20 protein-coding genes are annotated in these 21,234 nt (G+C 71.6%); 7 read left to right on the top strand and 13 right to left on the bottom strand.

Going from position 1 to position 21,234, the window contains the following annotated elements:
- Positions 1-161: 161 nt before the first annotated feature.
- The 8 genes from ACWDX9_RS42970 to ACWDX9_RS42935 all read right to left on the bottom strand — a co-directional run bounded on the left by ACWDX9_RS42970 (position 162) and on the right by ACWDX9_RS42935 (position 8,894).
- Positions 162-1,301 (bottom strand): ADP-ribosylglycohydrolase family protein, encoded by a 1,140-nt coding sequence (locus tag ACWDX9_RS42970; protein WP_449965224.1) that lies wholly within the window; start codon positions 1,299-1,301, stop codon positions 162-164.
- The gene (locus ACWDX9_RS42965; protein WP_449965222.1) at positions 1,298-2,275 is read right to left on the bottom strand and encodes an ADP-ribosylglycohydrolase family protein; all 978 of its coding nucleotides are present in this window, start codon (positions 2,273-2,275) and stop codon (positions 1,298-1,300) included. Before ACWDX9_RS42965 ends, ACWDX9_RS42970 begins: the two co-directional genes overlap by 4 nt.
- A 6-nt stretch (positions 2,276-2,281) precedes the next feature.
- Positions 2,282-3,241: an ADP-ribosylglycohydrolase family protein gene (locus tag ACWDX9_RS42960; RefSeq protein WP_449965219.1), complete on the bottom strand. Its 960-nt coding sequence runs from the start codon at positions 3,239-3,241 to the stop codon at positions 2,282-2,284.
- On the bottom strand, positions 3,238-4,545 hold the full coding sequence (locus ACWDX9_RS42955) for an ABC transporter substrate-binding protein (RefSeq protein ID WP_449965216.1): 1,308 nt from the start codon (positions 4,543-4,545) through the stop codon (positions 3,238-3,240). The genes ACWDX9_RS42960 and ACWDX9_RS42955 overlap by 4 nt, the downstream gene beginning before the upstream one ends.
- 9 nt (positions 4,546-4,554) lie before the next feature.
- Positions 4,555-5,373 (bottom strand): carbohydrate ABC transporter permease, encoded by an 819-nt coding sequence (locus ACWDX9_RS42950; protein ID WP_449965213.1) that lies wholly within the window; start codon positions 5,371-5,373, stop codon positions 4,555-4,557.
- Positions 5,373-6,290 (bottom strand): carbohydrate ABC transporter permease, encoded by a 918-nt coding sequence (locus tag ACWDX9_RS42945; protein ID WP_449965211.1) that lies wholly within the window; start codon positions 6,288-6,290, stop codon positions 5,373-5,375. Before ACWDX9_RS42945 ends, ACWDX9_RS42950 begins: the two co-directional genes overlap by 1 nt.
- Positions 6,287-7,357, bottom strand: coding sequence for a LacI family DNA-binding transcriptional regulator (locus ACWDX9_RS42940; RefSeq protein ID WP_449965209.1), 1,071 nt, complete (start codon positions 7,355-7,357; stop codon positions 6,287-6,289). The genes ACWDX9_RS42945 and ACWDX9_RS42940 overlap by 4 nt, the downstream gene beginning before the upstream one ends.
- Positions 7,358-7,658: 301 nt before the next feature.
- Positions 7,659-8,894: an MFS transporter gene (locus ACWDX9_RS42935; RefSeq protein WP_449965206.1), complete on the bottom strand. Its 1,236-nt coding sequence runs from the start codon at positions 8,892-8,894 to the stop codon at positions 7,659-7,661.
- Positions 8,895-8,917: 23 nt separating this feature from the next.
- On the opposite strand from ACWDX9_RS42935, the gene ACWDX9_RS42930 reads away from it, so the two are divergent.
- From ACWDX9_RS42930 to mihF, 3 genes are all read left to right on the top strand, one after another.
- On the top strand, positions 8,918-10,135 hold the full coding sequence (locus ACWDX9_RS42930; RefSeq protein WP_449965203.1) for an ROK family protein: 1,218 nt from the start codon (positions 8,918-8,920) through the stop codon (positions 10,133-10,135).
- Between the two features lie 119 nt (positions 10,136-10,254).
- Positions 10,255-10,659: a GlcG/HbpS family heme-binding protein gene (locus ACWDX9_RS42925; RefSeq protein ID WP_449965200.1), complete on the top strand. Its 405-nt coding sequence runs from the start codon at positions 10,255-10,257 to the stop codon at positions 10,657-10,659.
- Between the two features lie 102 nt (positions 10,660-10,761).
- Positions 10,762-11,067 (top strand): integration host factor, actinobacterial type, encoded by a 306-nt coding sequence (gene mihF / locus ACWDX9_RS42920; RefSeq protein ID WP_043641121.1) that lies wholly within the window; start codon positions 10,762-10,764, stop codon positions 11,065-11,067.
- A gap of 104 nt (positions 11,068-11,171) precedes the next feature.
- On the opposite strand, the gene ACWDX9_RS42915 is transcribed toward mihF, so the two are convergent.
- Positions 11,172-11,819: a response regulator transcription factor gene (locus ACWDX9_RS42915; protein ID WP_350727058.1), complete on the bottom strand. Its 648-nt coding sequence runs from the start codon at positions 11,817-11,819 to the stop codon at positions 11,172-11,174.
- Positions 11,810-13,045, bottom strand: a complete 1,236-nt coding sequence (locus ACWDX9_RS42910) for a sensor histidine kinase (RefSeq protein ID WP_350727057.1) — start codon at positions 13,043-13,045, stop codon at positions 11,810-11,812. Before ACWDX9_RS42910 ends, ACWDX9_RS42915 begins: the two co-directional genes overlap by 10 nt.
- Before the next feature lie 270 nt (positions 13,046-13,315).
- Between ACWDX9_RS42910 and ACWDX9_RS42905 the strand changes: the two genes are divergently transcribed.
- The 3 genes from ACWDX9_RS42905 (at position 13,316) to ACWDX9_RS42895 (ending at position 17,707) form a co-directional block, all read left to right on the top strand.
- Complete coding sequence (locus ACWDX9_RS42905) at positions 13,316-14,587, top strand: acyltransferase family protein (protein WP_449965196.1); 1,272 nt, start codon at positions 13,316-13,318, stop codon at positions 14,585-14,587.
- Between the two features lie 73 nt (positions 14,588-14,660).
- A complete protein-coding gene (locus tag ACWDX9_RS42900; protein ID WP_363972322.1) occupies positions 14,661-15,158 on the top strand; it encodes a GNAT family N-acetyltransferase in 498 nt (165 codons plus the stop codon).
- Positions 15,159-15,199: 41 nt separating this feature from the next.
- Positions 15,200-17,707, top strand: a complete 2,508-nt coding sequence (locus tag ACWDX9_RS42895; RefSeq protein WP_449965228.1) for a DEAD/DEAH box helicase — start codon at positions 15,200-15,202, stop codon at positions 17,705-17,707.
- Positions 17,708-17,890: 183 nt separating this feature from the next.
- Here ACWDX9_RS42895 and ACWDX9_RS42890 read toward each other — a convergent pair whose 3' ends face one another.
- Positions 17,891-18,454 (bottom strand): hypothetical protein, encoded by a 564-nt coding sequence (locus ACWDX9_RS42890; RefSeq protein WP_449965193.1) that lies wholly within the window; start codon positions 18,452-18,454, stop codon positions 17,891-17,893.
- Positions 18,455-18,471: 17 nt separating this feature from the next.
- On the opposite strand from ACWDX9_RS42890, the gene ACWDX9_RS42885 reads away from it, so the two are divergent.
- On the top strand, positions 18,472-18,981 hold the full coding sequence (locus ACWDX9_RS42885; protein WP_449965190.1) for a DUF2087 domain-containing protein: 510 nt from the start codon (positions 18,472-18,474) through the stop codon (positions 18,979-18,981).
- Between the two features lie 52 nt (positions 18,982-19,033).
- Here the strand turns inward: ACWDX9_RS42885 and ACWDX9_RS42880 are convergent, their stop codons facing one another.
- Both ACWDX9_RS42880 and ACWDX9_RS42875 read right to left on the bottom strand, forming a co-directional pair.
- Entirely contained in the window at positions 19,034-20,635 is a 1,602-nt protein-coding gene (locus ACWDX9_RS42880) for a beta-N-acetylhexosaminidase (RefSeq protein WP_449965226.1), read from the bottom strand.
- 5 nt (positions 20,636-20,640) lie between these two features.
- Positions 20,641-21,234, bottom strand: a 594-nt coding sequence (locus ACWDX9_RS42875) for an NPCBM/NEW2 domain-containing protein (protein ID WP_449965187.1), incomplete at its 5' end; no start/stop codon positions are given.

Here is a 21,234-nt window from a genome sequence, read left to right as displayed (position 1 = left end):
GGCCCCGGCGCGCGGGGGCGCGTCGTGGCCGCCGGCCGCGTGCCAGCGGGCCGCGATCTCCCGCACGCGCTCCGCGTCGGGGCCGGAAGCCCGGCCGTCCTCGGCGGCCTGGCGGAGTTCGTGCCCGATCAGGTCCTCCGGCTGGACCCAGGTGAGCCGGATCACCGGCGGTCGAGGTCGGCGAAGGCGGCCTCGTGGCCGCGGCGCCGTACCAGGTCGTCGGCGTGCACCCGGCGCGCCACCTCCGCGATCGCGAGCCCGGGAGCCACCAGGTCCGTACGGCTGGCCGCCCCCACCTGCGAGACCCACGGCGACGGCACCGCGGACAGCCCCCCGAGAGCGCCCGCGATGGCCCCGCCCATGGACGCGATCGAGTCGGCGTCGCGCCCGTAGTTGACGCCGCCCAGCACGGTCTCGCGGTAGTCGCCCTTGGCGATCACCAGGAACCCGAGCGCCAGCGGCAGCTCCTCGATGCTGTGCACCCGGCTCGGCCGCCGCGCCCCCAGCCCCTGGTCGCGGTAGGTGTCGGCGACCGTGTCGTAGGGCCGCATGGCGGCGCGCAGCGTCTCGAACGACCCGTCCCAGTGCCCCAGCCCGGCGGCGGCCTCGCAGACGGACTCGATGGCGGCCCTCGTGCCGTCCTTGGCCAGGCGCAGGCAGGCCGCGATCACGGAGTCCGTGGTGGCGCCCGGTCGCATGGCCTCGGCCACGGCGGCGGCCATCACCCCGGCGGCCTCCCGGCCGTAGCTGGACTGGTGCGCCCCGGCCAGGTCGACGGCCTCGGCGTAGGCGGCGTCGGGGTCGGCGGCGTTCACGATGCCGACGGGGGCGACGTACATGGCGGCGCCGCAGTTGACGATGTTGCCGACGCCGGCCTCGCGCGGGTCCACGTGCCCGTAGTGGAGCCTGGCCACGATCCACTTCTCGGCCAGGAAGATCCGCTGCAGCGGCAGCGCCTCGGCCTCCAGCTCGGGGATCCAGCGCCGTTCGCCCATCAGCTCGGGCACCAGGTGCTCGGCCATCGAGTACGCGGTCAGGTGCCCGCCGGCCTTCTCGTAGACGCGGATCAGGGCGTGCGTCATCAACGTGTCGTCCGTGATGTGGCCGTCGCCCTTGTGGTACGGGGCGATGGGGCGGGCGTTGCGCCAGTCCTCGTTGAACGGCGGCACGATGCCCTCGACGCGGCCCCCGTACCTCTCGACGATCTGCTCGGGGGTCCAGCCCTCGGTGGCGCCGCCCAGCGCGTCACCGACCGCCGCCCCCGCCACGCAGCCAGTGGCCCTGTCTTCAAGCGGCGTCATGCGATTCCCTCCGATAGTCCTGTCGATAGCTGGATCAGATCCCGGCCCGCCAGCTCAGGCAGGCAACAACCGGCCAGCGTGCGGGCCGACGCGATCCACCCCTCCGGGATCGCCTCCAACCCACGGCACGCGCCCGCGAGCGCGCCGGTCAGCGCGGGCGCCGAGTCGGCCAGCGCGGCCAGGCAGGCGGCCGCGGGCACGGCCCGTGAAAGGTCGCCGCCCGCCGCCTCGGCCAGCGCCAGCGCCACCGGCACGGTCTGCGCGGCGCCGACGCCGTAGCTGTAGACGTGGTCGAGCAGCGCGGCGTCCAGCGCGGGCACGGCCGCGAACGGGTCGCCCGCCTTGCGCGTGACGGCCAGCGCCGCGCGGGCGTTGTGGCCGATGGCGGTGTCCTCGGGCAGTACGGCCAGCGCCGCCTCCACCGCCCCGGCCACCGATCCCGACCGCACGGCCTCGGCCACGGCGGCGGCCATGGCCAGGGCGCCCAGGACGCCGTCGTAGGCGTTCGTCACCTGGGCGTCCTGCGTGGGGTCCCGTCCCAGGACCCCGAACGCCACGGCCCTGACGGCGGCGGCGTCGTCGAAATGGTGCGGGTTGTCGTGCCCGGACGCGGGCGGCTCGAGGCCCTTGGCGAGGTTGTCGAGCGCGGTGGCCACCGAGATCCGCCCTCTGACGCCGTCCCGGGGCAGCTCCCTGAACGCCTCGGCCCTCGGGCGGTCGATCGTGAGCGCCGTCCAGGCGAGCCATTCGGCGTCGTCGGACGGGCCTACGGCCAGCGGGGCCGTGGGCTGGTTGAGCGCGAACGGGACCGGCAGCGTGGTGACCTCGTGCTCCTCCGCGAAGGCGTCCAGCTCTCTGTGCAGGCGTCTGCTCCAGGGGGCGTGCAGGGCCGCCCGGTGCCTGGCCGCCGGCCATCCGGCGGCGTCACCGACGGCGAGCCCGGCGAAGGCCCCTCTGATTCTGTCCCCCGACATCGTGATCTACAGTCCTCCCGCCAGTTCGTCGGCGACGTCCAGTACGTGTCTTCCGGCCACGACGGGCAGGCATTTGCCTGTCACGGGTCCGATCCTGGCCGCCCACCGCTCGGGCACGCCGCCCTCGCCGCGCATGGCTCCGGCGATCGCCCCGGCGATGGCGCCGATCGTGTCGGCGTCCCTGCCCAGGCTCACCCCGAACGTCACGGACGCCTCGACGTCGCCGTCCCCGGCCAGCACGGCGGCCAGCGCCAGCGCCACGGCCTCGGGGGCGACGTCGGTCCAGGGGTAGTGCCTGACGACCACGGCCTCGTGCAGCGCCTCGACGAGCGCGCCCTCGTGCGTGGTGGGCAGGGTCCCGCAGGCCCGTACGACGTTGCGGGCCGTCCACGAGTCGGCGGGGATCACCGACAGCGCCGCCCGTACGACGTCCTGGACCGAGGCCCCGCCCATCGCGGCGGCCACGGCCCCGGCGACCGCGCGGCCACCCAGGATGCCCTCGCCGGACCCGCTGACCAGCCCGTCCTGCTCCACCAGCCGGGCCGCCTCCGCCGGATCGCCCGGGCAGAACACCCCGTACGGCGCCGCCCGCATCGCGAGCCCGTCCGACCAGCCGTGCGAGTGCACCAGCCCCGTCAGCGGCGGCTCCAGCCCGCGGCGAAGCGCTTCGACAGTGCCCAGCTCGGAGAACCCGGCTCCGCGCATGGGCCCGGCGATCCGCGGGATGATCTCCCGCCGGTACGCCTGCGCCACGTCGGCGGAGCTCAGCGCGTGCCCGTGCCGCACCAGGAGCGAGGCGGCGAAGATGGCGTACTCCGTGTCGTCGGTCCCGCCGCCCTCGATCTCCGTGAGCCGGCCCCACCGCCGCCGGATCTCCGACGGCGACAGGTTCTCGGCCGGGGCCCCGAGGGCGTCCCCGGCCGCGAGGCCGAGGAGACACCCACGGGCTTTATCCCGATAAATCACCGCTGGTACCGCTCCAACACCTTGTTGCCGTCCTCGACCAGCTTCGAGGCCGCCTGGTCAATGGTGATCTTATTGGCGAAGTACTCCTGCAGCGTCGGCGTGGCCACCTTGGTCTTCCACTCGTCGAACCCGTTCACCTTGAGGAACGGCGCCACGACGAGGTTCTTGGCGGAGGCGGTGGCCACGTCCCAGCCGTTCTCCTTGGTGGTCATCGCCGGGTCGGCGGCGGCGGCCTGGGAGGTCGGCAGGAGCCAGTCACCCTTGGCGAGCTTGGCCTGGTTCGCGCCGTTCAGGAAGAAGGCGATGAACTTCATGGCCTCGTCCGCGTGCTTGCTGTCCTGCGCGATCGACAGCGTCTGCGAGACCGCGCCCTGCTGGGCGCTCGTGCCCTTCGGCGCGGGGAGCGTGACCCACTCGAAGCCCGGCGGAGCCTGCTCGGCGACCTGCTGGCGCAGGTAGACGCCGGCGGGCAGCAGCGCGAACTTGCCCTTGTAGAAGGCCGGCAGCGGATCCGCGGTGCCCTGGCCGAGCGCGGCCGGGTCGGCGGACTTGTCCTTGTAGAGCTGGTCGTGGATGCGCTGGAGCACCTCGCGCTCCTCGGGGCCGACCTTGACCGTGGTCTTGCCGTCGGCCGTCTGGAAGAACGTGCCGCCGAAGTTGAGCGCCAGGTTGAGCGTCTTGTTGACCGGCGACTTCATCGGCCAGGCCACGCCGAAGTTGCCGCCCTTGGTCATCTTCTTGGCCGCGGCCGAGAACTCGTCCCACGTCCAGGGGTTGTCGGCCGTCGGGACGCGCGCGCCGGAGGCGTCGAGCAGCTTCTTGTTGGCGATGATGACCTGCGACTCCTGCAGGAACGGCACGCCGTACACGCCCTGCTGGCCCTTGCCGTCGTCGAAGGTGACGGTGTCCCAGGCGGGCTGCGGGATGTCGCTCTTGAGCTCGGCGGGCAGCTTGTCCTTCAGGTCGAGCAGGTAGCCGTCGGAGGCGAAGCCGGACAGCGCGGGCGAGTCGTTGTGGATGACGTCCGGCGCCGTGCCGCCGGCGAACTGGGTGACGAGCTGGTCGTTGACGTTGTCCCAGCTGCCCTGGACGTAGGTGACCTGGATGTTGGGGTTGGCCTTGTTCCACTCGTCCACGAGCTGCTTGTTCGCGGCGACGGATTCCTTCTGCCACGCCAGGCTGAGGAAATTGATCTTTACTGGCTCGTTGGGGGCGGACGACGGCTGCGTGCCGCCGCCTCCCCCGCCGCACGCGGCGGCAAGCGTGAGGATCGCCGCAGCCGCCAGAGCGGACGTGATTCGCATGTGAGCCTCCTAGCCCTTCACGGCGCCGGCCATCAGGCCGGACTTCAGTCGCCGCTGAATGATTGCGAAGAAGATCAGGCTCGGGATCGTCGCCATGAGCGACGCCGCGGCCAGCGGGCCGAGCCTGGCCACCCCCTCAGGACCGGTGAACCGCACCAGAGTGAGCGGGAGCGTCATGACATCGGGGTTCTGCAGGACCACGAGCGCGAACATGAACTCGTTCCACGACGAGATGAACGAGAACAGCAGCGTGGCCACCACGCCCGGGGCCAGCAGCGGCGCGACCACGCTCGCGATCGAGCGCAGCCGGGTCGCGCCGTCCACGGCCGCGGCCTCCTCCAGCTCACGCGGCACCGAGCGCACGTACCCCTGCAGCATCCACAGCGCGAACGGCAGCGTGAACGTCACGTGCACGACCACCAGGCCGGGCAGCGTGTTCACCAGGTCCAGATCGCGCAGGATCATGAAGAGCGGAATGATGATCAGGATGAACGGGAACACCTGGCTGACCAGCACCCACCCGATGGCGATCCGGTTGAGCAGGCTGCGGTAGCGGGCCATCGCGTAGGAGGCCGGCAGCGAGATCAGCACCGTGATCACGCTACTGAACAGCGCCACGACCAGGCTGCGCAGCCCCGCGCCCACCAGGTCCTGCTCGCCGAACGCGTCGGCGAAGTTGGCCAGCGTCGGTTCGCGCGGGATCCACGTGGGGTCGGCCAGGGCCATCTCCCGCGGCGTCTTCAGCGCCGTCGACAGCAGCCAGACCAGCGGGAACGCCAGGAAGACGATGTACGCGACCAGCGCCGCGTACTGCGAGAAGCGCCTCATCACTTGGCCTCCTTCATCTGGCGTCCCAGGTAGAGCGCGAGCACGGCCAGCACGACGATCGCCATCGCGAGGCCGAGCATCGAGGCGTAACCGGCCATCCGGTACCGGAACGCCTCCTCGTACGCGAACAGCATCGGCAGCCGCGTCTGCCCGCCCGGCCCGCCCTGCGTGAGCACGTAGACCAGGCCGAACTGGTTGATGTTCCACACGAAGTCGAGCGAGGTGATCGCCACGATCACCGGCCTGAGCTGCGGCAGCGTGATGTTCCAGAACCGCCGCCAGCGGGTCGCGCCGTCCACCTCGCCCGCCTCGTAGAGCTCCTTCGGGATGCCCTGCAGGCCCGCCAGCAGGACCACCGTGGTCTGCGGCATGCCGGTCCAGATGCCGACCACGATGATCGCCGGCAGCGCGAGCGAGAAGTCGGCCAGCCAGTTGACGTCCGTGCCCAGCAGGTCGTTCAGGATGCCCGCGTCGGGGTGGTAGACGAGCTTCCACATCAGGCCAATGACCACCGGCGGCATCGCCCACGGCACCACCGCCAGCACCCGGGCCACGCCCCGGAACCGCAGGTTCTCGTTGAGCAGCAGCGCCAGGCCGAGCGCGGCCAGGAACTGCAGCACCGTGACCGAGACGCCCCAGATCGCACCGATCTTGAAGGAGGACCAGAACTCGTCGTCGGTCAGCAGCCGGCCGAAGTTCTCCAGGCCGACGAAGCTCGTCTCGTGGTTGCGGGTGTTGCGGGCGTCGGTGAACGCCAGGCCGATGCCGTACAGCAGCGGGCCCACGCTGAACAGCGCCACCGGCACCAGGGCGGGCAGCATGAGCAGCCACATCTCGCGCGTCTGGCGCGAGATCCGGCGGCGCTTGGCGCGCCGCGTCCCGCGCGGCGGCGCCGGTCTCGTCACGGTCGCCGTCACGCCTCTTCCCTTTCGTCCGTACGGTGCTCGTGTCCGGGCTCGTATCCGGGCTCGTATCCGGGCTCGTATCCGGCGGTGGAGGCGCGGACCACGAGCTCGGGCGGCACGGTGACCAGCCTCGGCTCGCGATCGCCTCCCTGCAGCCGTTCGAGCAGCAGCTCGGCGGCGGCCTTGCCACGCTCGGCGGACCCCAGCGAGACGCTGGTCAGCGACGGCCAGGAGGCGGCGGCCAGGTCGGTGTCGTCCATGCCGACCACCGCCACGTCCTCCGGCACCCGCCGGCCCGCCGCGCGCAGCACGTCGAGCGCGCCGAGCGCGATCAGGTCGTTGGCGCACATCAGCGCGTCCACGTCGGGAACCCTGGCGAGCAGCTCCGCCACCGCCCGGCCCCCTTCCGCGCGGTAGAAGTCGCCGATCTGCACGAGGTTCTCGTCGTAGGGCAGGCCGAGGTCCTGGAGCGCCTCCCGGTACGCGGCCCCGCGGGCGGCGCCGGGGACGGTGTCCAGCGGGCCGTTGACCATGGCGATCCGGCGGCGGCCGAGCGCGTACAGGTGATCGATCGCCAGCCTGACACCGGTCCGCGAGTCGGCCCGTACGTTGTCCACGCGGGTGCCCTCGGGCACCGAGCCGATGATCACGACAGGGGTGCGGGCGGCGGCCAGCATCTGCAGGTGCGCCTCGGTGACCCGCAGCGGGCTCATGATCAGCCCGTCCACGTACCGCTCGCCCAGGCTGTGCAGCACGTCGATCTCGTCGGCCACGACGGCGTCGGTGGAGTGCAGCACGAGCCGGTACCCGGCGGCCTTCAGCACGGGCTGGATCTGGCGGAGCATGGCCAGGTAGGCGGGGTTGCCGACGTCGGCCATGGCGAAGGCGACCTGGTGGGTGCGGCGCGACTTGAGCGATCTGGCCACGGCGTTGCGCACGTAGCCGAGCTCGTCGGCGGCGGCCATCACCTTGCGCACGGTCTCTTGCCTGGTCGGCAGGCCGTTCAGCACCCGCGAGACGGAGGCGATCGAGACACCGGCGCGCTCGGCGATCGTGTTGATCGTGGGTCCGTCGGCCAAGGCTGTCCTTCCATGTCCTGTAAACGTTTACGATCTAGGTGCTGTAAACGTTTACGGTGTTTGGGACATGAAATATGCGCGTAACTTGCAGGTCAAGTCACGATCGCATAACACCAGGTCAAACCCACATTCCGCAGTCTCCCACGCTCCCACGGCAACCCGCCACCACCCGCATGGCAACCGGCCACCGCGCAAGTCACGCCGAACCCCACCGCCCCGCACCCCGCCGACCCGGCGTCCGGTGGGTGGCGGTGACGGCGGGGACCGGGAGCCGCCGTGAGGCGCCCCGCCGTGCGGGGGGTCAGTCGTGGGCCGGGGCCGGGGTGGGGTCAGGGTTGGGGGTTGCGGTGGGGAGGTGGGTCAGGGTGCGGATGGCGGGGGCGCCGCTGAGGGCGACGACGGCGGCGAGGACCGCCGGGATGATCAAGGCGACCGGCAGGGACGAGGCCTCGGCCACGTAGCCCAGGACGGCGGGCCCCAGGAGGAGGCCGCTGTAGCCGAAGGCGGTCACCATGGCGAGGGCGCGGCCGACGCGGCCCCCGGCGGCCCCGACCGCGCTGAAGAGGACCGGGATCACCGTGGCCAGCCCGACGCCCGCCAGCGCCCAGCCGGTCCAGGCGAAGACGATCTGGAGGGCGCCTCCCGCCACCGGCGACACCAGGACCAGGATGTAGCCGGCCGTGGCGAACACGCCCGCGAGCTGGATGGTGCGCACCGAGCCGAGCCGGGCGCGGATGGGGTCGCCGAGCAGGCGGATGGTGGTCATGGCCACTGAGAAGATCGTGTACGCGAGCGGCGCCATGGCCGGATCCGTGTCCAGCACCCACCGGGCGTGCAGGGCGGCCCAGTCGATGGCGGCGCCCTCGCTCAGGTGCGCCGCGAAGGCGGCCAGGCCGAGCAGGGCGATCAGGCCCCAGCCCAGCGACGAGCCGGAGGAGGCGCCGGTCTCCGACGCGGTGGCGTGGGAGGGCGGGTCGGGGAGCAGGAGGCGGGCCGCCGGCACGTAGAGGAGGGGCACGACCAGCGCCGCCACGATGAGCAGCCACTGCGCGTCCACGCCGGTCTGCAGCGCGAGCGAGGTGAGCCCGCCGCCGGCCGCCCCGCCCAGGCTCCACGTGCCGTGGAAGGCGGAGATGATCGGGCGGCCGTAGCGGCGTTCGACCTCGACGGAGTGGGCGTTCATGGCGACCTCGGTCACCCCGAGCCCGATCCCGAACAGCACCGCGAGCACCGCCAGAGCCCAGTACGAGGACGCGAGGGCGGGGCCGAGCAGCACCAGCCCCGAGAAGGGACCGGCGAACCAGCACACCCGGCGGCTGGACCACCTGTCCACCAGCGGCCCTGCCACCAGCATCGACACCAGGGCGCCACCCGAGATCAGCAGCAGGACGCTGCCCAGCCTGGCGGGGCCGAGGCCGAGCCGGTCGTTCAGGGACGGGAGCCCGGCGGCCCACAAACCCATCACGAACCCGGCGAGGAAGAAGAATCCGAACACTCCGGCACGAGCACGTCTGGCGTCAATGAGGCTTTTGTTCACGGCTAGAGCATAAACTGTGGTCCGTGATCGGTGCTACGACGAGTGGCGAGCTTCGCGCGCACAACCGGATCCGGCTGCTGCGCGCCGTACACGACTGCGGGGCCACCCGCACGAGGTCGCAGCTGACCCGCGACCTGCGCCTGGCGCGGGGGACGGCGTCGGTGCTGGTGGCCGGGCTCGCCGAGGACGAACTGCTGCACGAGGAACCCGCCAGGGAGCACGCCCGGGGACGCCCGACGCAGGTGCCGGGCCCGCATCCGCGCGGCCCGCTCGCCCTGGCGGTGGACGTACGGGAGGACGCCTGGGAGCTGGCGGCCTGCGAGTTCGGCGGCCGGACCGAGACGCTTGACCTGCGCCCGCACGACGGCACCCCAGAAGGCGTCCTGAGACCCCTGGGCGAGGCCGTCGCCGCCCACCGCCGCCGCCTCGGGCACCGGGTGGTGGGCCTCGGGGTGGCCTTCGCGGGTCCGGTCCGGCACGGCGGCCTGGTGGACATCGCCCACCTGGGCTGGCGCTCGGTCGACGTCCCGCGCCTGCTCGGCCCGGACGTCCCGGCGCCCGTCGTGGGCAACGACACCGCGTTCGCGGCGCTGGCCGAGGCGCGCAGGGGGCGGCTGCGGGGCGTCCAGGTGGGCCTGCACCTGCACGTGGACTTCGACCTCGGCGGCGTGCTCGTCGTGGACGGGCGGCCGCTGGGCGGGGCGAGCGGCGCGGGGGCCGAGTTCGGTCACATGCCGCTGACCGGCGGCGACCGCCCCTGCCCGTGCGGCGCGATCGGCTGCTGGAGCATGGACGTCGGCACGAACGCCCTGCTCCGCCACGTCGGCCTCGCCCACGGCGGCGGCAAGGGGCGCGCCCAGGCCGAGCGGGTGCTGGCCACCAGCGAGGAGGCGGTCGCGGCCAACGCCGGAGCGCTCGGACGCGGCATCGCGGCACTCGTCAACGCCCACGACCCCGAGGTCGTGACCCTCTCGGGCCACGGCGTGGAGCTGCGCGAGCGCGCCGGGAAGGCGCTCCTCGCGGCCTGCGGGCCCCGCCTCATGGCCATCCGCCGCGACCACCCGCCCAGGATCGAGGGCTCGGCGCTGGGCTGGCGCGGGGCGCTGGTGGGGGCGATGGAGTCGGTGTTCGACGCCTTCCTCACGCCGGAGTGTGTCGAAATGTGGCGGGAAAACCGGCCTGACCAGGGTCGCGACACGCCCGAGCGGCGGAATGTGATGAATTCCACGCTGATGGGGTGAAGCCTCTCCGGCTCCCTCCCCCCTTCCGAGCCATGCTAGCGATCTTGCCGCGCCCGGCCAAGGGTTGTACGCATGAGAGGAAGACCCATCATGATCCCGGCGATCCGAGGGAAGCACGCGTGAATCTCGAGCTCGCGCTCCGCATGACCGAGGCCGCCGTCAGGCGGGCGATCCGCGAAGGCGCGGTGATCTCCGTGGCCGTCGTCGACGAGGGCGGACATCTGGTGTCTTTCCAGCGTATGGAGGGTGCGGAGATCGCGGGGCCGGGTCTCGCGCAGGGCAAGGCGTACACCTCGGTGGCCCTGCGCAGACCCACCGCGGAGCTGGCCGTGCGGACGGCTCCGGGAGGTGACCTGTACGGCCTGCCCAGGCATGATTACGTCTGCGTCGGAGGCGGCATCCCGCTCTGGGCGGACTACGGTGGGGGAGCCCGCGTGGTCGGCGGCATTGGCGTCAGCGGAGGCGCGATCACGCAGGACGTGGTGTGCGCGGAAGCGGCCGCGGAGGTTTGGCGGACACGTTGAGCGGCGCTTTTCGCAACACGAACCGCTGGTATCCGCCATGATTAGCCACTGCACCACGGGTAACAGAATCCCGAACGTTAACTCCCCGAGGAGAGAATCGAGATGGCACTTCCCACCCTCACCCCCGAGCAGCGTCAGGCGGCTCTGGCCAAGGCCGCCGAGGCGCGTGCGGCCCGCACCGCCCTGCTGGCCAAGGTCAAGGCCGGCGAGCTGACGTTCGCCCAGCTGCTCGAGCGCGACGACGACATCGCGAAGAAGATCAAGGTGTCGCAGGCCCTGCGCGCCGTCAAGGGCGTCGGCCCGGCCAAGGCCACCGCGCTGATGGAGGAGGCGGGCGTCGACGAGAAGCGTCGCCTCGGCGGCCTGGGCGCCCAGCAGCGCAAGAAGCTGGTCGACGCGCTCGGCTAATCCCCCGAGCGGCCAGGTCCGCGCGCGACGCCGCGCGGACCGGCCACCACCCCTCGACACCCCCCTCGCCCCTCCCCCGGACCGGCCCTCGACCGGTGGGAGGATCAGGAACGCAGGTAGGTCAGGACGGCGAGCACCCGGCGATGCTGGTCGCTGTCCTCCGCGTAGAGGCCGAGCTTGTTGAAGATGCTCCTGATGTGCTTCTCCACGGCCCCGTCACTGATCACGAGCTGCCGTCCGATGGCCGGATTGGACTTCCCCTCGGCCATCAGCCCGAGCACCTCGCGCTCCCGCGGCGTCAGCTGCGCCAGCGGATCGTCCTTACGTCTGCGCACCATCAACTGGGACACCACCTGCGGATCGAACACCGTCCCGCCCGCGGCCACCCGCCGCAGGCCCTCCAGGAACTCGTCCACGTCGACGACCCGGTCCTTCAGCAGGTAACCCACCGCGCCTCTGGCGTCGGCGAGCAGGTCGTCGGCGTAGGAGACCTCGACGTACTGGGAAAGGATCAGCACGGGCGCCCCGGGCACCCTGCGCCGCGCCTCCACGGCCGCCTTGAGCCCTTCGTCGGTGAACGACGGCGGCATGCGCACGTCGACCACCGACACGTCCGGCCTGTGCTCGGCGATCGCCAGCACGAGGGCGTCGCCGTCACCGACGGTCGCGACCACCTCGCAGCCGAACTCCTCCAGCAACCTGACCAGGCCCTCCCTGATCAGAACCGCGTCATCGGCCACGACTACCCGCACGGCACCTCCGCCACGATCACTGTCGGCCCGCCGTCCGGCGACTGCACGCTCAGCTCCCCGTCGACGGCGCGGAGCCGGTCGGCCAGTCCGGCGAGACCGTGTCCCTTGGCGACGTGCGCGCCGCCGACCCCATCATCCCCGATCGTGAGCATGAGGATGTCGCCGATGCGGACCAGCTGGATCGCGCAGCTGGTGGCGCGGCTGTGTTTGGCCACGTTGGTGAGGGTCTCGGCGCAGACGAAGTAGAGGGCGTTCTCCACCGCCGCCTGGTAGCGCTCGGCGGTCTGCACGTCGAGGTCGACGGGGACCGTGCAGCGCCCGGCCAGGGCCGCCAGCGCGGGCGCGAGGCCGCGGTCGGACAGGATGGGCGGCGCGATGCCGCGCGAGAGCGCGCGCAGCTCGTCGAGCGTCTCGCGGGTGGCGGAGATGGCCGACTTGATGGTGGCCTGCGCCGCCTCGGGGTCCTTGGCCATCTGCCGCTGCGCCCTGGACAGCTCCATGGCCAGCGAGACCAGCCGCTGCTGCGGCCCGTCGTGGATGTCGCGCTCCAGCTTGCGCAGCGCGTTGGCCTCGGCGGAGACGGCGGCGGCGCGGCCCTGGGCCAGGTCGTCGATGCGCTCCTGCAGCTCGGCCACGCCGGTCAGCAGGGCCCGGCCGAGCCCGGCGCGCAGCAGCGCGGAGCCGCGCACGGCGAACGGCATGATCAGGGCGAAGACCAGGCCGAGGGAGACGTAGAAGATCGAGTTGACGCCGTAGCCGTCGCCCAGGCCGAGCAGCTCGGGCAGCTCCACGTTGCCGGGGATGCGCGAGGTGATGATGCCGTACACCGGATAGGTCAGGCCGGCCAGCGGGAGCGCCCAGAACACCACGGTGAGCACGAACGACAGGATGGCGAACGGCAGGTTGATGATGCCGTGCAGCAGGTCGAGCCAGGACTGCCCGCTGGTGAGCGGGTTGACGGCCCGGCGGAAGCGGCCCGCTCCGGGCGGCGCGGGCTTGTAGCGGGGCCGTACGGGCGGGCGGTCCAGCACGTCGGCCAGCCAGCCGCGCTCCGCGTCGGCGAAGCCCCGGGCGGCCAGCAGCGTGCCGGCCAGCAGGGGCACGCCCAGCCACACGATCGCCGTGCCCAGGCCGGCCGCGAAGCCGGCGAGCATGATCACGAAGCCGATGACGGCCGTGGGGAAGCCGACGAGCGTGTAACGGGTGTCGAGAAGGACACGCCTCATCCGGGAGCGCATGGAATCACCGTATGGCGTGGCGGTCACCGGCACGAGCGGGTGTACGGGTGTCCGAGGGTAGGGCCAGCCCTACCCCGGAGGGTCACGTGATCTCCACCGCAAGACGGTGGTGAGCGGCAATGTGCGCGGACGCCCCCGACGGGAGCCTTGATTCATCTCCTCGTGCCTGTTGGTCGCGCTCGCACGGGGCTCCGCTGGTTACGCAAGCTACCGCTCTCCGCCCCAGGCTCACCGCTCCGTGCGAATCGAGGCTCCCCCATGACCGTCCTGCTGGACCGCCCCACCGCCGCTCCCGCGGCGCCGTCCCGCGCGGGCACCCGCACGGCGGTGCGGGACCCGTTCATCGACCTGCTGCGTGTGTTCGGCATGGCGCTCATCGTGTTCCAGCACTGGACGATCCCGGTGCTGACCTATGACGGCGGCCGGCTGACCACGGGGAACGCGCTCTCGACGCCCGGCGTGTGGGTGGTGACGTGGATCAGCCAGGTCATGCCGCTGGTGTTCTTCGCGGGCGGCGCGGCGAACGCGATCAGCTTCGCCCGGGCGGACAAGGGCGCGCAGCGGTGGCTGGCCACGAGGCTGCGCCGGCTGGCCTGGCCGCTGCTGCCGCTGGCGGCGGTGTGGATCCCGCTCCCCCACGTGCTGCTCACGCTGGGGGTGCCGCCGCAGCCGCTGGAGACGGGCGCGCGGCTGACCGGCCAGCTCCTGTGGTTCCTGGCCGTCTACCTGATCGCCGTCACGGCCACCCCGTACGCGCTGCGCCTGCACGAGCGGTACGGCCTGCGCGTCCCCGCGGCGCTGGCGGCCGGGGCGGTGCTGACGGACGTGGTGCGCTTCTCGACCGGGTTCGAGGCGCTGGGCTACCTGAACATCGTGTTCGTCTGGCTGGCGGTGCACCAGCTCGGCTTCTTCTACGCCGAGGGCCGGCTGCGGCGCCCGTGGGTGCTGGCGATCGGCGGGTACGGGGCCGCGGCCCTGCTGGTGGCCTACGGCCCCTACCCGGGCAGCATGATCGGCCTGCCGGGCGCCGAGGTGTCGAACATGGCCCCGCCGACCCTGGCCATGCTGGCCGTCGGGATCGGCCAGATCGGCCTGGTCACCCTGCTGCGGCCGTGGCTGCTCCGGCTGCGCACCGACCGCCTGCTGGCCTGGGCGAGCCCCAGGATCATGACCGTGTACCTCTGGCACATGCCGGCCCTGTTCGCGGTGACCGGCGTGGTGGTGGTCCTGCTGGGGATCGACACGCCGCGGCCCGGCAGCGCGTTCTGGCTGGCCGGGTGGCCGATCTGGTTCGGGCTGCTGTGCCTGGTCATGTGGCCGCTGCTGAAGGGGTTCCACAGGTTCGAGACGCCGCCCGCGCTGCCGTACGGGAAGGGCGGTTGGGGCGGCACGCTCGCCTCGGTCGCGCTGATCGGCGGCGGGGTGCTGACGCTGACGGTGGGCGGGTTCGCGCCCGGCGGCGGGCCGTTCCTCGCAGTGCTCGCCCTGCTCGGCGGGCTGCTGCTGACCGGGCCGCGGGCACGCTCTTGAGGGCACCAGTGTGAAGGCACGGGTGAGGATCGCGAAACACCGCCGTCACACGCCGTTGCGCAGAATGTGAGCCATGACGAGTATCCGCGCCCTTGCCGAAGCCGATCTGCCCGCCGTCGCCGACATCTATGCCCATTACGTGACCGGCGGCGTGGCCACGTTCGACGAGACGCCGCTCGACATCGGCCAGTGGCGGGCCAAGGCCGACGGCATCGCGGGCGCGGGGCTGCCGTTCCTGGTGGCCGAGGTGGACGGCGCGGTCGCCGGGTACGCCTACGTCGCCCAGTACCGGCCCAAGCCGGCCTACCGGCACACGGTCGAGGACACGATCTACCTGGCGCCCGCCTTCACCGGACGGGGGCTCGGGAAGCTGCTCCTCGCCGAGCTGATCAAGAAGACCGGCGAGACCCCCGCCCGCCAGATGATCGCGGTGATCGCGGACTCGGGCGACCCGGCGTCGGCCCGGCTGCACAAGGCGTTCGGATTCGAGGAGGCCGGGCGGCTGCGGGCGGTCGGATTCAAGCACGGGCGCTGGATCGACACCGTGCTGCTTCAGCTCGACTTGCGATAAAGGGCCCCTGCCGGTTCGACCACCCGGCAAACTTCGGCAGGATAGAGAGCGTGAGCCTACTCGTTGACCGCCTGCCCGAAGCCATCGACGCCGACCCGGACGCGATCTTCGACGCGTTCGTCCAGTGGAACTCCGAGCGGGGGCTCACTCTCTATCCCGCTCAGGAAGAGGCGCTCATCGAGGTCGTCTCCGGCAGCAACCTGATCCTGGCGACCCCGACCGGCTCGGGCAAGTCGCTGGTGGCCGCGGGCGCCCACTTCACGGCCCTGACGCGCGACCAGCGCACCTTCTACACCGCGCCGATCAAGGCGCTGGTGTCGGAGAAGTTCTTCGACCTGTGCGCGATCTTCGGCACCGAGAACGTCGGCATGATGACCGGCGACGCCAGCGTCAACCCGGGCGCGCCGATCATCTGCTGCACGGCCGAGATCCTGGCGAACGTGGCCCTGCGCGACGGCGCCGGGGCCGACATCGGCCAGGTCGTCATGGACGAGTTCCACTTCTACGCCGAGCCCGACCGCGGATGGGCGTGGCAGGTGCCGATCCTGGAGCTGCCCAACGTGCAGTTCATCCTCATGTCGGCCACGCTCGGTGACGTGTCGATGTTCGAGCGCGACCTGACCAGGCGCACCGGCCGGCCGACGTCCGTGGTCAAGCACGCCGAGCGCCCGGTGCCGCTGATCTACTCCTACCGGATGACGCCCCTGCACGAGACGCTGGAGGAGATGCTCAAGACCGGGCAGGCGCCGGTCTACGTCGTGCACTTCACGCAGGCGGCGGCGATGGAGCGGGCGCAGGCCCTGATGTCCATCAACATGGCGACGAAGGCCGAGAAGGAGGCCATCGCCACGATGATCGGAGGTTTCCGCTTCACGACGCGGTTCGGGCGGGCGCTGTCCCGGCTGGTGCGCCACGGCATCGGCGTGCACCACGCGGGGATGCTGCCGAAGTACCGGCGCCTGGTGGAGCGGCTGGCCCAGGCGGGGCTGCTGAAGGTCATCTGCGGCACCGACACCCTCGGCGTCGGCGTCAACGTGCCGATCAGGACGGTGCTGTTCACGGCGCTGTCCAAGTACGACGGCAACAAGGTGCGGCGGCTGCGCGCCCGCGAGTTCCACCAGATCGCGGGCCGGGCGGGCCGGGCCGGGTTCGACACCATCGGCTACGTCGCCTGCCAGGCCCCCGAGCACGACATCGAGAACGCCAAGGCCCTGGCCAAGATCGGCGACGACCCCAAGCGGCGGCGCGGATACGCGCGCAAGAAGCCGCCGGAGGGGTTCGTGGGCTGGAGCGAGGAGACGTTCCAGAAGCTCCAGGAGGCCGAGCCGGAGCCGCTCAACTCCCGCTTCAAGGTCAGCAACGCGATGCTGCTCGCGGTCATCAACCGGCCGGGCGACTGCTTCCAGGCGATGAAGCACCTGCTGACCGACAACCACGAGGACCGCAAGTGGCAGCGGCGGCACATCAGCCAGGCCATCGCGATCTACCGGTCGCTGCTGGCGGGCGGCATCGTCGAGCAGTTCGCCGAGCCCGACGAGCAGGGCCGGCGGGCCAGGCTGACGATCGACCTGCAGGAGGACTTCGCGCTCAACCAGGCGCTGTCCACGTTCGCGCTGGCCGCGTTCGACCTGCTCGACCGCGAGTCGCCGTCGTACGCGCTGGACATCGTCTCGATCGTGGAGTCGATCCTCGACGACCCGCGGCAGATCCTGTCGGCGCAGCTGAAGAAGGCGCGCGGCGAGGCGGTCGCGCAGATGAAGGCCGACGGCATCGAGTACGAAGAGCGCATGGAGCAGCTGGCCGAGGTCATGTACCCGATGCCGCTGGAGGACCTGCTGCTCGGGGCCTACGAGACCTACCGGCGCGGGCATCCGTGGGTGGGCGACTACACGGTCAGCCCCAAGTCCGTCATCCGCGACATGTTCGAGCGGGCGATGACGTTCAGCGACTACATCCAGTTCTACGAGCTGACCAGGTCCGAGGGCACGGTGCTGCGCTATCTGGCCGACGCCTACCGGACGCTGTCGCGTACGGTGCCCGAGCACCTCAAGACCGACGATCTGGTCGATCTGATCGAGTGGCTCGGCGAGCTGGTCCGCCAGGTCGACTCCTCGTTGATCGACGAGTGGGAGAAGCTCACCAACCCGGCCGAGGCGCTGGAGCAGAAGGACCAGCTGGAGGCCAAGGTGCGGCCGGTCACGGCCAACCCGCGGGCCTTCCGCGTGCTGGTGCGCAACGCGATGTTCCGGCTGGTCGAGCTGTGCGCCATCGAGAAGGAGGAGGAGCTGGAGGAGCTGGCTCCCGACGTCGACTGGGGCGCGGCGCTGGACGCGTACTACGCCGACCATGAGGAGATCTTCACCGACGCCGACGCGCGCGGGCCCGCGCTGCTGCGGATCGAGGAGGAGAGCGGGCTCTGGAAGGTCCGGCAGACGATCAAGGATCCGGCCGGCGACGGTGACTGGGGCATCGACGCCCAGGTGGATCTGGCGGCCTCCGACGAGGAGGGCCGCGCGGTCCTGCACGTGACCGGCCTCACCCGGCTCTGAACCGGCTGGGAAAGCTGCGCTGGGGCTGCCCCCGAAGCCCAATGCAGCCCCAGAAAATGACAAGCCGTGTGCCGGAACGGACTGGCAAGGGCGCCCCGGCACACGCCTGTCGGATCAAGTCTCCTCGGTGGAACGTCGGGGTCGTGTCATGACAGTGTCCCAAGATCGAGACATTTCCCGCAATCAACAGTCGGCGATGGTGCAGACTTTGGCGAGCATGCGCCTGGTGTCGCTGGTCTGCTGCTTGAAGTCGGCCTTGGCGGGCTTGCCCCATTCGCCGGCCACGGTGTAGAGGATCAGGGCGTTCCCGCGGCGGGTCACGATGGCCCGCTCGCCGCCGACGGCGGCCTTCTTGCCCTGGTATGCCTGGCCGGTGACCTTCAGCCCCTCGTCGCCGAGGTCCATCGCGGCTGCGGAGTAGCGGTAGCCGGATCGGGAGCAGGCGCGTACGGCGGCGCCGAGGTCGCGCAGGGCCTTGCCCGCGGCCTCGGCCGTCGCGTAGAGGATCACCTGCTCGGACTTGGAGTAGTCGGGCACCGCGGTGTAGGTGAGCGTCCTGGCCTGGGCGCGGCCGGACTGGGCGAGCCTGGCCTTCTGACACGGGTTGACGACCAGGGCGGCGGACCTCTTGCCACTGGCCGTCCAGCTCGTCTCGGGGTTGTCGTCCTTCGTGGCGGCGGCCTTCTCGTACAGCAGGAAGTTGTTCGGGATGGCGAGCGAGACCACGACTAACAGCGCTGGGATCATGCGACAAAATGGTAGGGGTGAACGACGAAGAACTCAGGCGCGTGCTCGGGCTGCTCTATCAGGACGACACGTTACGGACCTTCGCCTCCCTGGTGCTGGGCGAGACCGACGGCCTGTCCCCCAAGGCACTGCGCAAGCTGGCCGGCGGCGGCCTGGCGACGTGTGACGAGAGCGGCAAGTGGCGGGCCGCGCCCGAGCGGTTCAGGGAGCTGCTGCGGGCGCGGGCGGAGCCGGCGCAGGCGCTGAGCGCCGATGAGCGGGTGCTGCGCACGTTCCTGGTGGACGGGCGGCTGACGACCATGGGGATGCGCCGCGACAAGCGGCTCGTGGTGCTGCGCTACATCGCCACGCTGTTCGAGCCGGGCGTGCGCTACCCGGAGAAGGACGTCAACGTGACGCTGCGGGCCTTCCACGACGACTACGCGGCGCTGCGCCGCTACCTGGTGGACGAGGGACTGCTCTCCAGGGAGGGCAACGTCTACTGGCGCAGCGGCGGGCACGTGGACATCGACACAGTAGAGGTCTGACAGTAGAGGTCTGACAGTAGAGGTCTGACAGCAGAGGTCTGACAGCAGAGGTCTAACGGCGCAGGTTGCTGGTCCAGGCGTCGAGTTTGGCCTGCCAGCGCTCCGGGTCCTCCGGCCTGCCCGGCACGCCGGGCCGGGTCTGCCAGGGCAGCGGCCCCTCCTCGTGCCGGTACTCCACGCCGATCGCCTCCAGGCGGGGCAGGTGCGCCGCCAGCCGCGTGCGGAAGTCGGCCAGGTCGCGTTCGGGAGAGCTCCACACCGTCTCGGAGAAGGCCGTGAGCCGGGGAAAGGCCATGTAGTCCGCGTGCCTGGCGGAGTCGATCAGCTCCGTCCACAGGCAGCACTGCGCGCCCAGCACGCGGTCGGCCGCCGGTTCGCCGCGCAGCTCGGCGGGCACGGGCTCGAAGGCGTAGACGTCCTCCAGCGCCAGCACCGTCCCGAACGGGACCGGCTCCTCCTCCCCCGGCCCCTGCCGGTAGTCCAGGTAGAGGCTCGTGTTCGAGCAGTTGATCACGTCGTGGCCCCTCCTGGCGGCGGTCACCGCGCCCAGCTCGCCGCGCCAGGACGCGACCACCGCACCGGGCGCGAGGCCGCCCTCCAGGATCTCGTCCCAGCCGACGAGCCGGCGGCCGCGCGCCGTCAGGTAGGCGTCGAACTGGTGGATGAACCAGCTCTGCAGCTCCTCCTCGTCCCGCAGCCCCAGCTCGGCGATGCGTCGCTGCGCCGCGGGGCTGGCCCGCCACTGGTCCTTGCGGCACTCGTCGCCGCCCAGCACGATGTACGGGCTGGGGAACAGGTCGAGCACCTCGTCCAGCACGTTCTGGAAGAACTTGATCGTGCTGTCCTCGACGTTGACCACGTTGTGGCCGACGCCCCAGGTCGTGCGCACCTCCAGGGGCGCGTCGAGGTTGCCCAGCTCCGGGTAGGCGGCGATGGCGGCCTGGGTGTGGCCGGGCAGGTCGATCTCGGGGACCACCGTCACGTGCCGCGCCGCCGCGTAGGCGACGATCTCCCTGATGTCGTCCTGGGTGTAGTGGCCGCCGTGCGGGCGGCCGTCCATGGGGCCGTCCCAGCCGGTCTGGCTCTCCTTGCGCCAGGAGCCGGCCTCGGTCAGCCTCGGGTAGCGGCGGATCTCAACCCGCCAGCCCTGGTCGTCGGTGAGGTGCAGGTGCAGGACGTTCAGCTTGTGCAGGGCCAGCAGGTCGATGAAGCGGAGCACGTCCCGCTTGACCATGAAGTGCCGGGCGACGTCGAGGAGGGCCCCGCGCCACCCGAACCTGGGCGCGTCCTCGACGTACGCGCCGGGCACCTCGAAGGGGCCGCCCCCGGCCTTCCTGAAGGCGGCGGGCGGCAGCAGCTGCCTGAACGTCTGCGCCCCGTAGAAGGCCCCGGCGGGACCGCCCGCGACGATCTCCACCGTGGCGCCGACGGTCAGCCGGTACGCCTCCGGCGGCAGGTCGCCGAGCGCCAGGGTGATCGTTCCCGAGCCCCCCGGCAGCAGCTCGCCACCGGTGACGGGGGCGAGCTCGCCGCGCAGCCAGGCGGCCACCTCGCCGAGCGCCGGGTCGGCGGCGAGCGAGGTCTCGCGGTCGAGAACGAACGCCCCTGGCCTGGGCTCGTGCTTGACGGGCTTGGGAACGATCAACAACGGCAGACTCCTTACTTGCAGGTGATGGCGGCGTCGGCGAAGTCGGCGTGGTCGGAGGTCGCGTTGTCGCCTCCGTTGGTCGCGACCAGCCGGACATATCTGGCGCCCTCGACGGACGCGGTGACCTTGCGGGCGGGCATGGCGCCGGTGAGCACGCCCGAGTGGGCGACCCGGCCGCCGTCGGCCCAGACCTCGAAGTCGGCCGAGCCCGCCGCGCCGACCTCGTCGTCGATCCCGGCCTGGAACTCGACGGTGGAGCAGCGTCCGGCGAGGTAGTACTCGATCTCGGCGGGCGCGTGGGCGCCGAGGCCCTTGGCGTAGACGACGCCCTCGATGGTGATCGGCTTGCCGTCGTCGGCCGCCTTGTCACCGTTGCTGGTGTCCTTCTCGACCGGGCCGAAGTAGTTCTTGGCGCTGGTCCAGGCCACGTCGCTGAGGGAGGTCCGCCCCGGGCCCGGCGCCGTCGCGACCGTCACGACGGCCACGGCGGTCTGGGCGCCCTGGGTGAAGGTGAGCTCGTAGTTCCCCGGCGTCGCGCCGGCGGGCGGGGTGACGGCCCACTTCACGGTGAGCGTCTCGCCGCCGTCGAGCCGGCTCGCCCGGGC

Source organism: Nonomuraea sp. NPDC003201 (assembly GCF_053590415.1).
Note: the sequence above shows the minus strand (reverse complement) of the source record. Positions and strands in the feature narration are given on the sequence as shown.

What these genes read in the sequence shown, in the direction of transcription:
- mihF (WP_043641121.1), top strand. Translation starts at nt 10,762, where the DNA reads ATGGCACTTCCCACCCTCACCCCCGAGCAGCGTCAGGCGGCTCTGGCC.
- ACWDX9_RS42970 (WP_449965224.1), bottom strand. Translation starts at nt 1,301, where the DNA reads ATGACGCCGCTTGAAGACAGGGCCACTGGCTGCGTGGCGGGGGCGGCG.
- ACWDX9_RS42905 (WP_449965196.1), top strand. Translation starts at nt 13,316, where the DNA reads ATGACCGTCCTGCTGGACCGCCCCACCGCCGCTCCCGCGGCGCCGTCC.
- ACWDX9_RS42890 (WP_449965193.1), bottom strand. Translation starts at nt 18,454, where the DNA reads ATGATCCCAGCGCTGTTAGTCGTGGTCTCGCTCGCCATCCCGAACAAC.
- ACWDX9_RS42965 (WP_449965222.1), bottom strand. Translation starts at nt 2,275, where the DNA reads ATGTCGGGGGACAGAATCAGAGGGGCCTTCGCCGGGCTCGCCGTCGGT.
- ACWDX9_RS42955 (WP_449965216.1), bottom strand. Translation starts at nt 4,545, where the DNA reads ATGCGAATCACGTCCGCTCTGGCGGCTGCGGCGATCCTCACGCTTGCC.
- ACWDX9_RS42900 (WP_363972322.1), top strand. Translation starts at nt 14,661, where the DNA reads ATGACGAGTATCCGCGCCCTTGCCGAAGCCGATCTGCCCGCCGTCGCC.
- ACWDX9_RS42910 (WP_350727057.1), bottom strand. Translation starts at nt 13,045, where the DNA reads ATGAGGCGTGTCCTTCTCGACACCCGTTACACGCTCGTCGGCTTCCCC.
- ACWDX9_RS42950 (WP_449965213.1), bottom strand. Translation starts at nt 5,373, where the DNA reads ATGAGGCGCTTCTCGCAGTACGCGGCGCTGGTCGCGTACATCGTCTTC.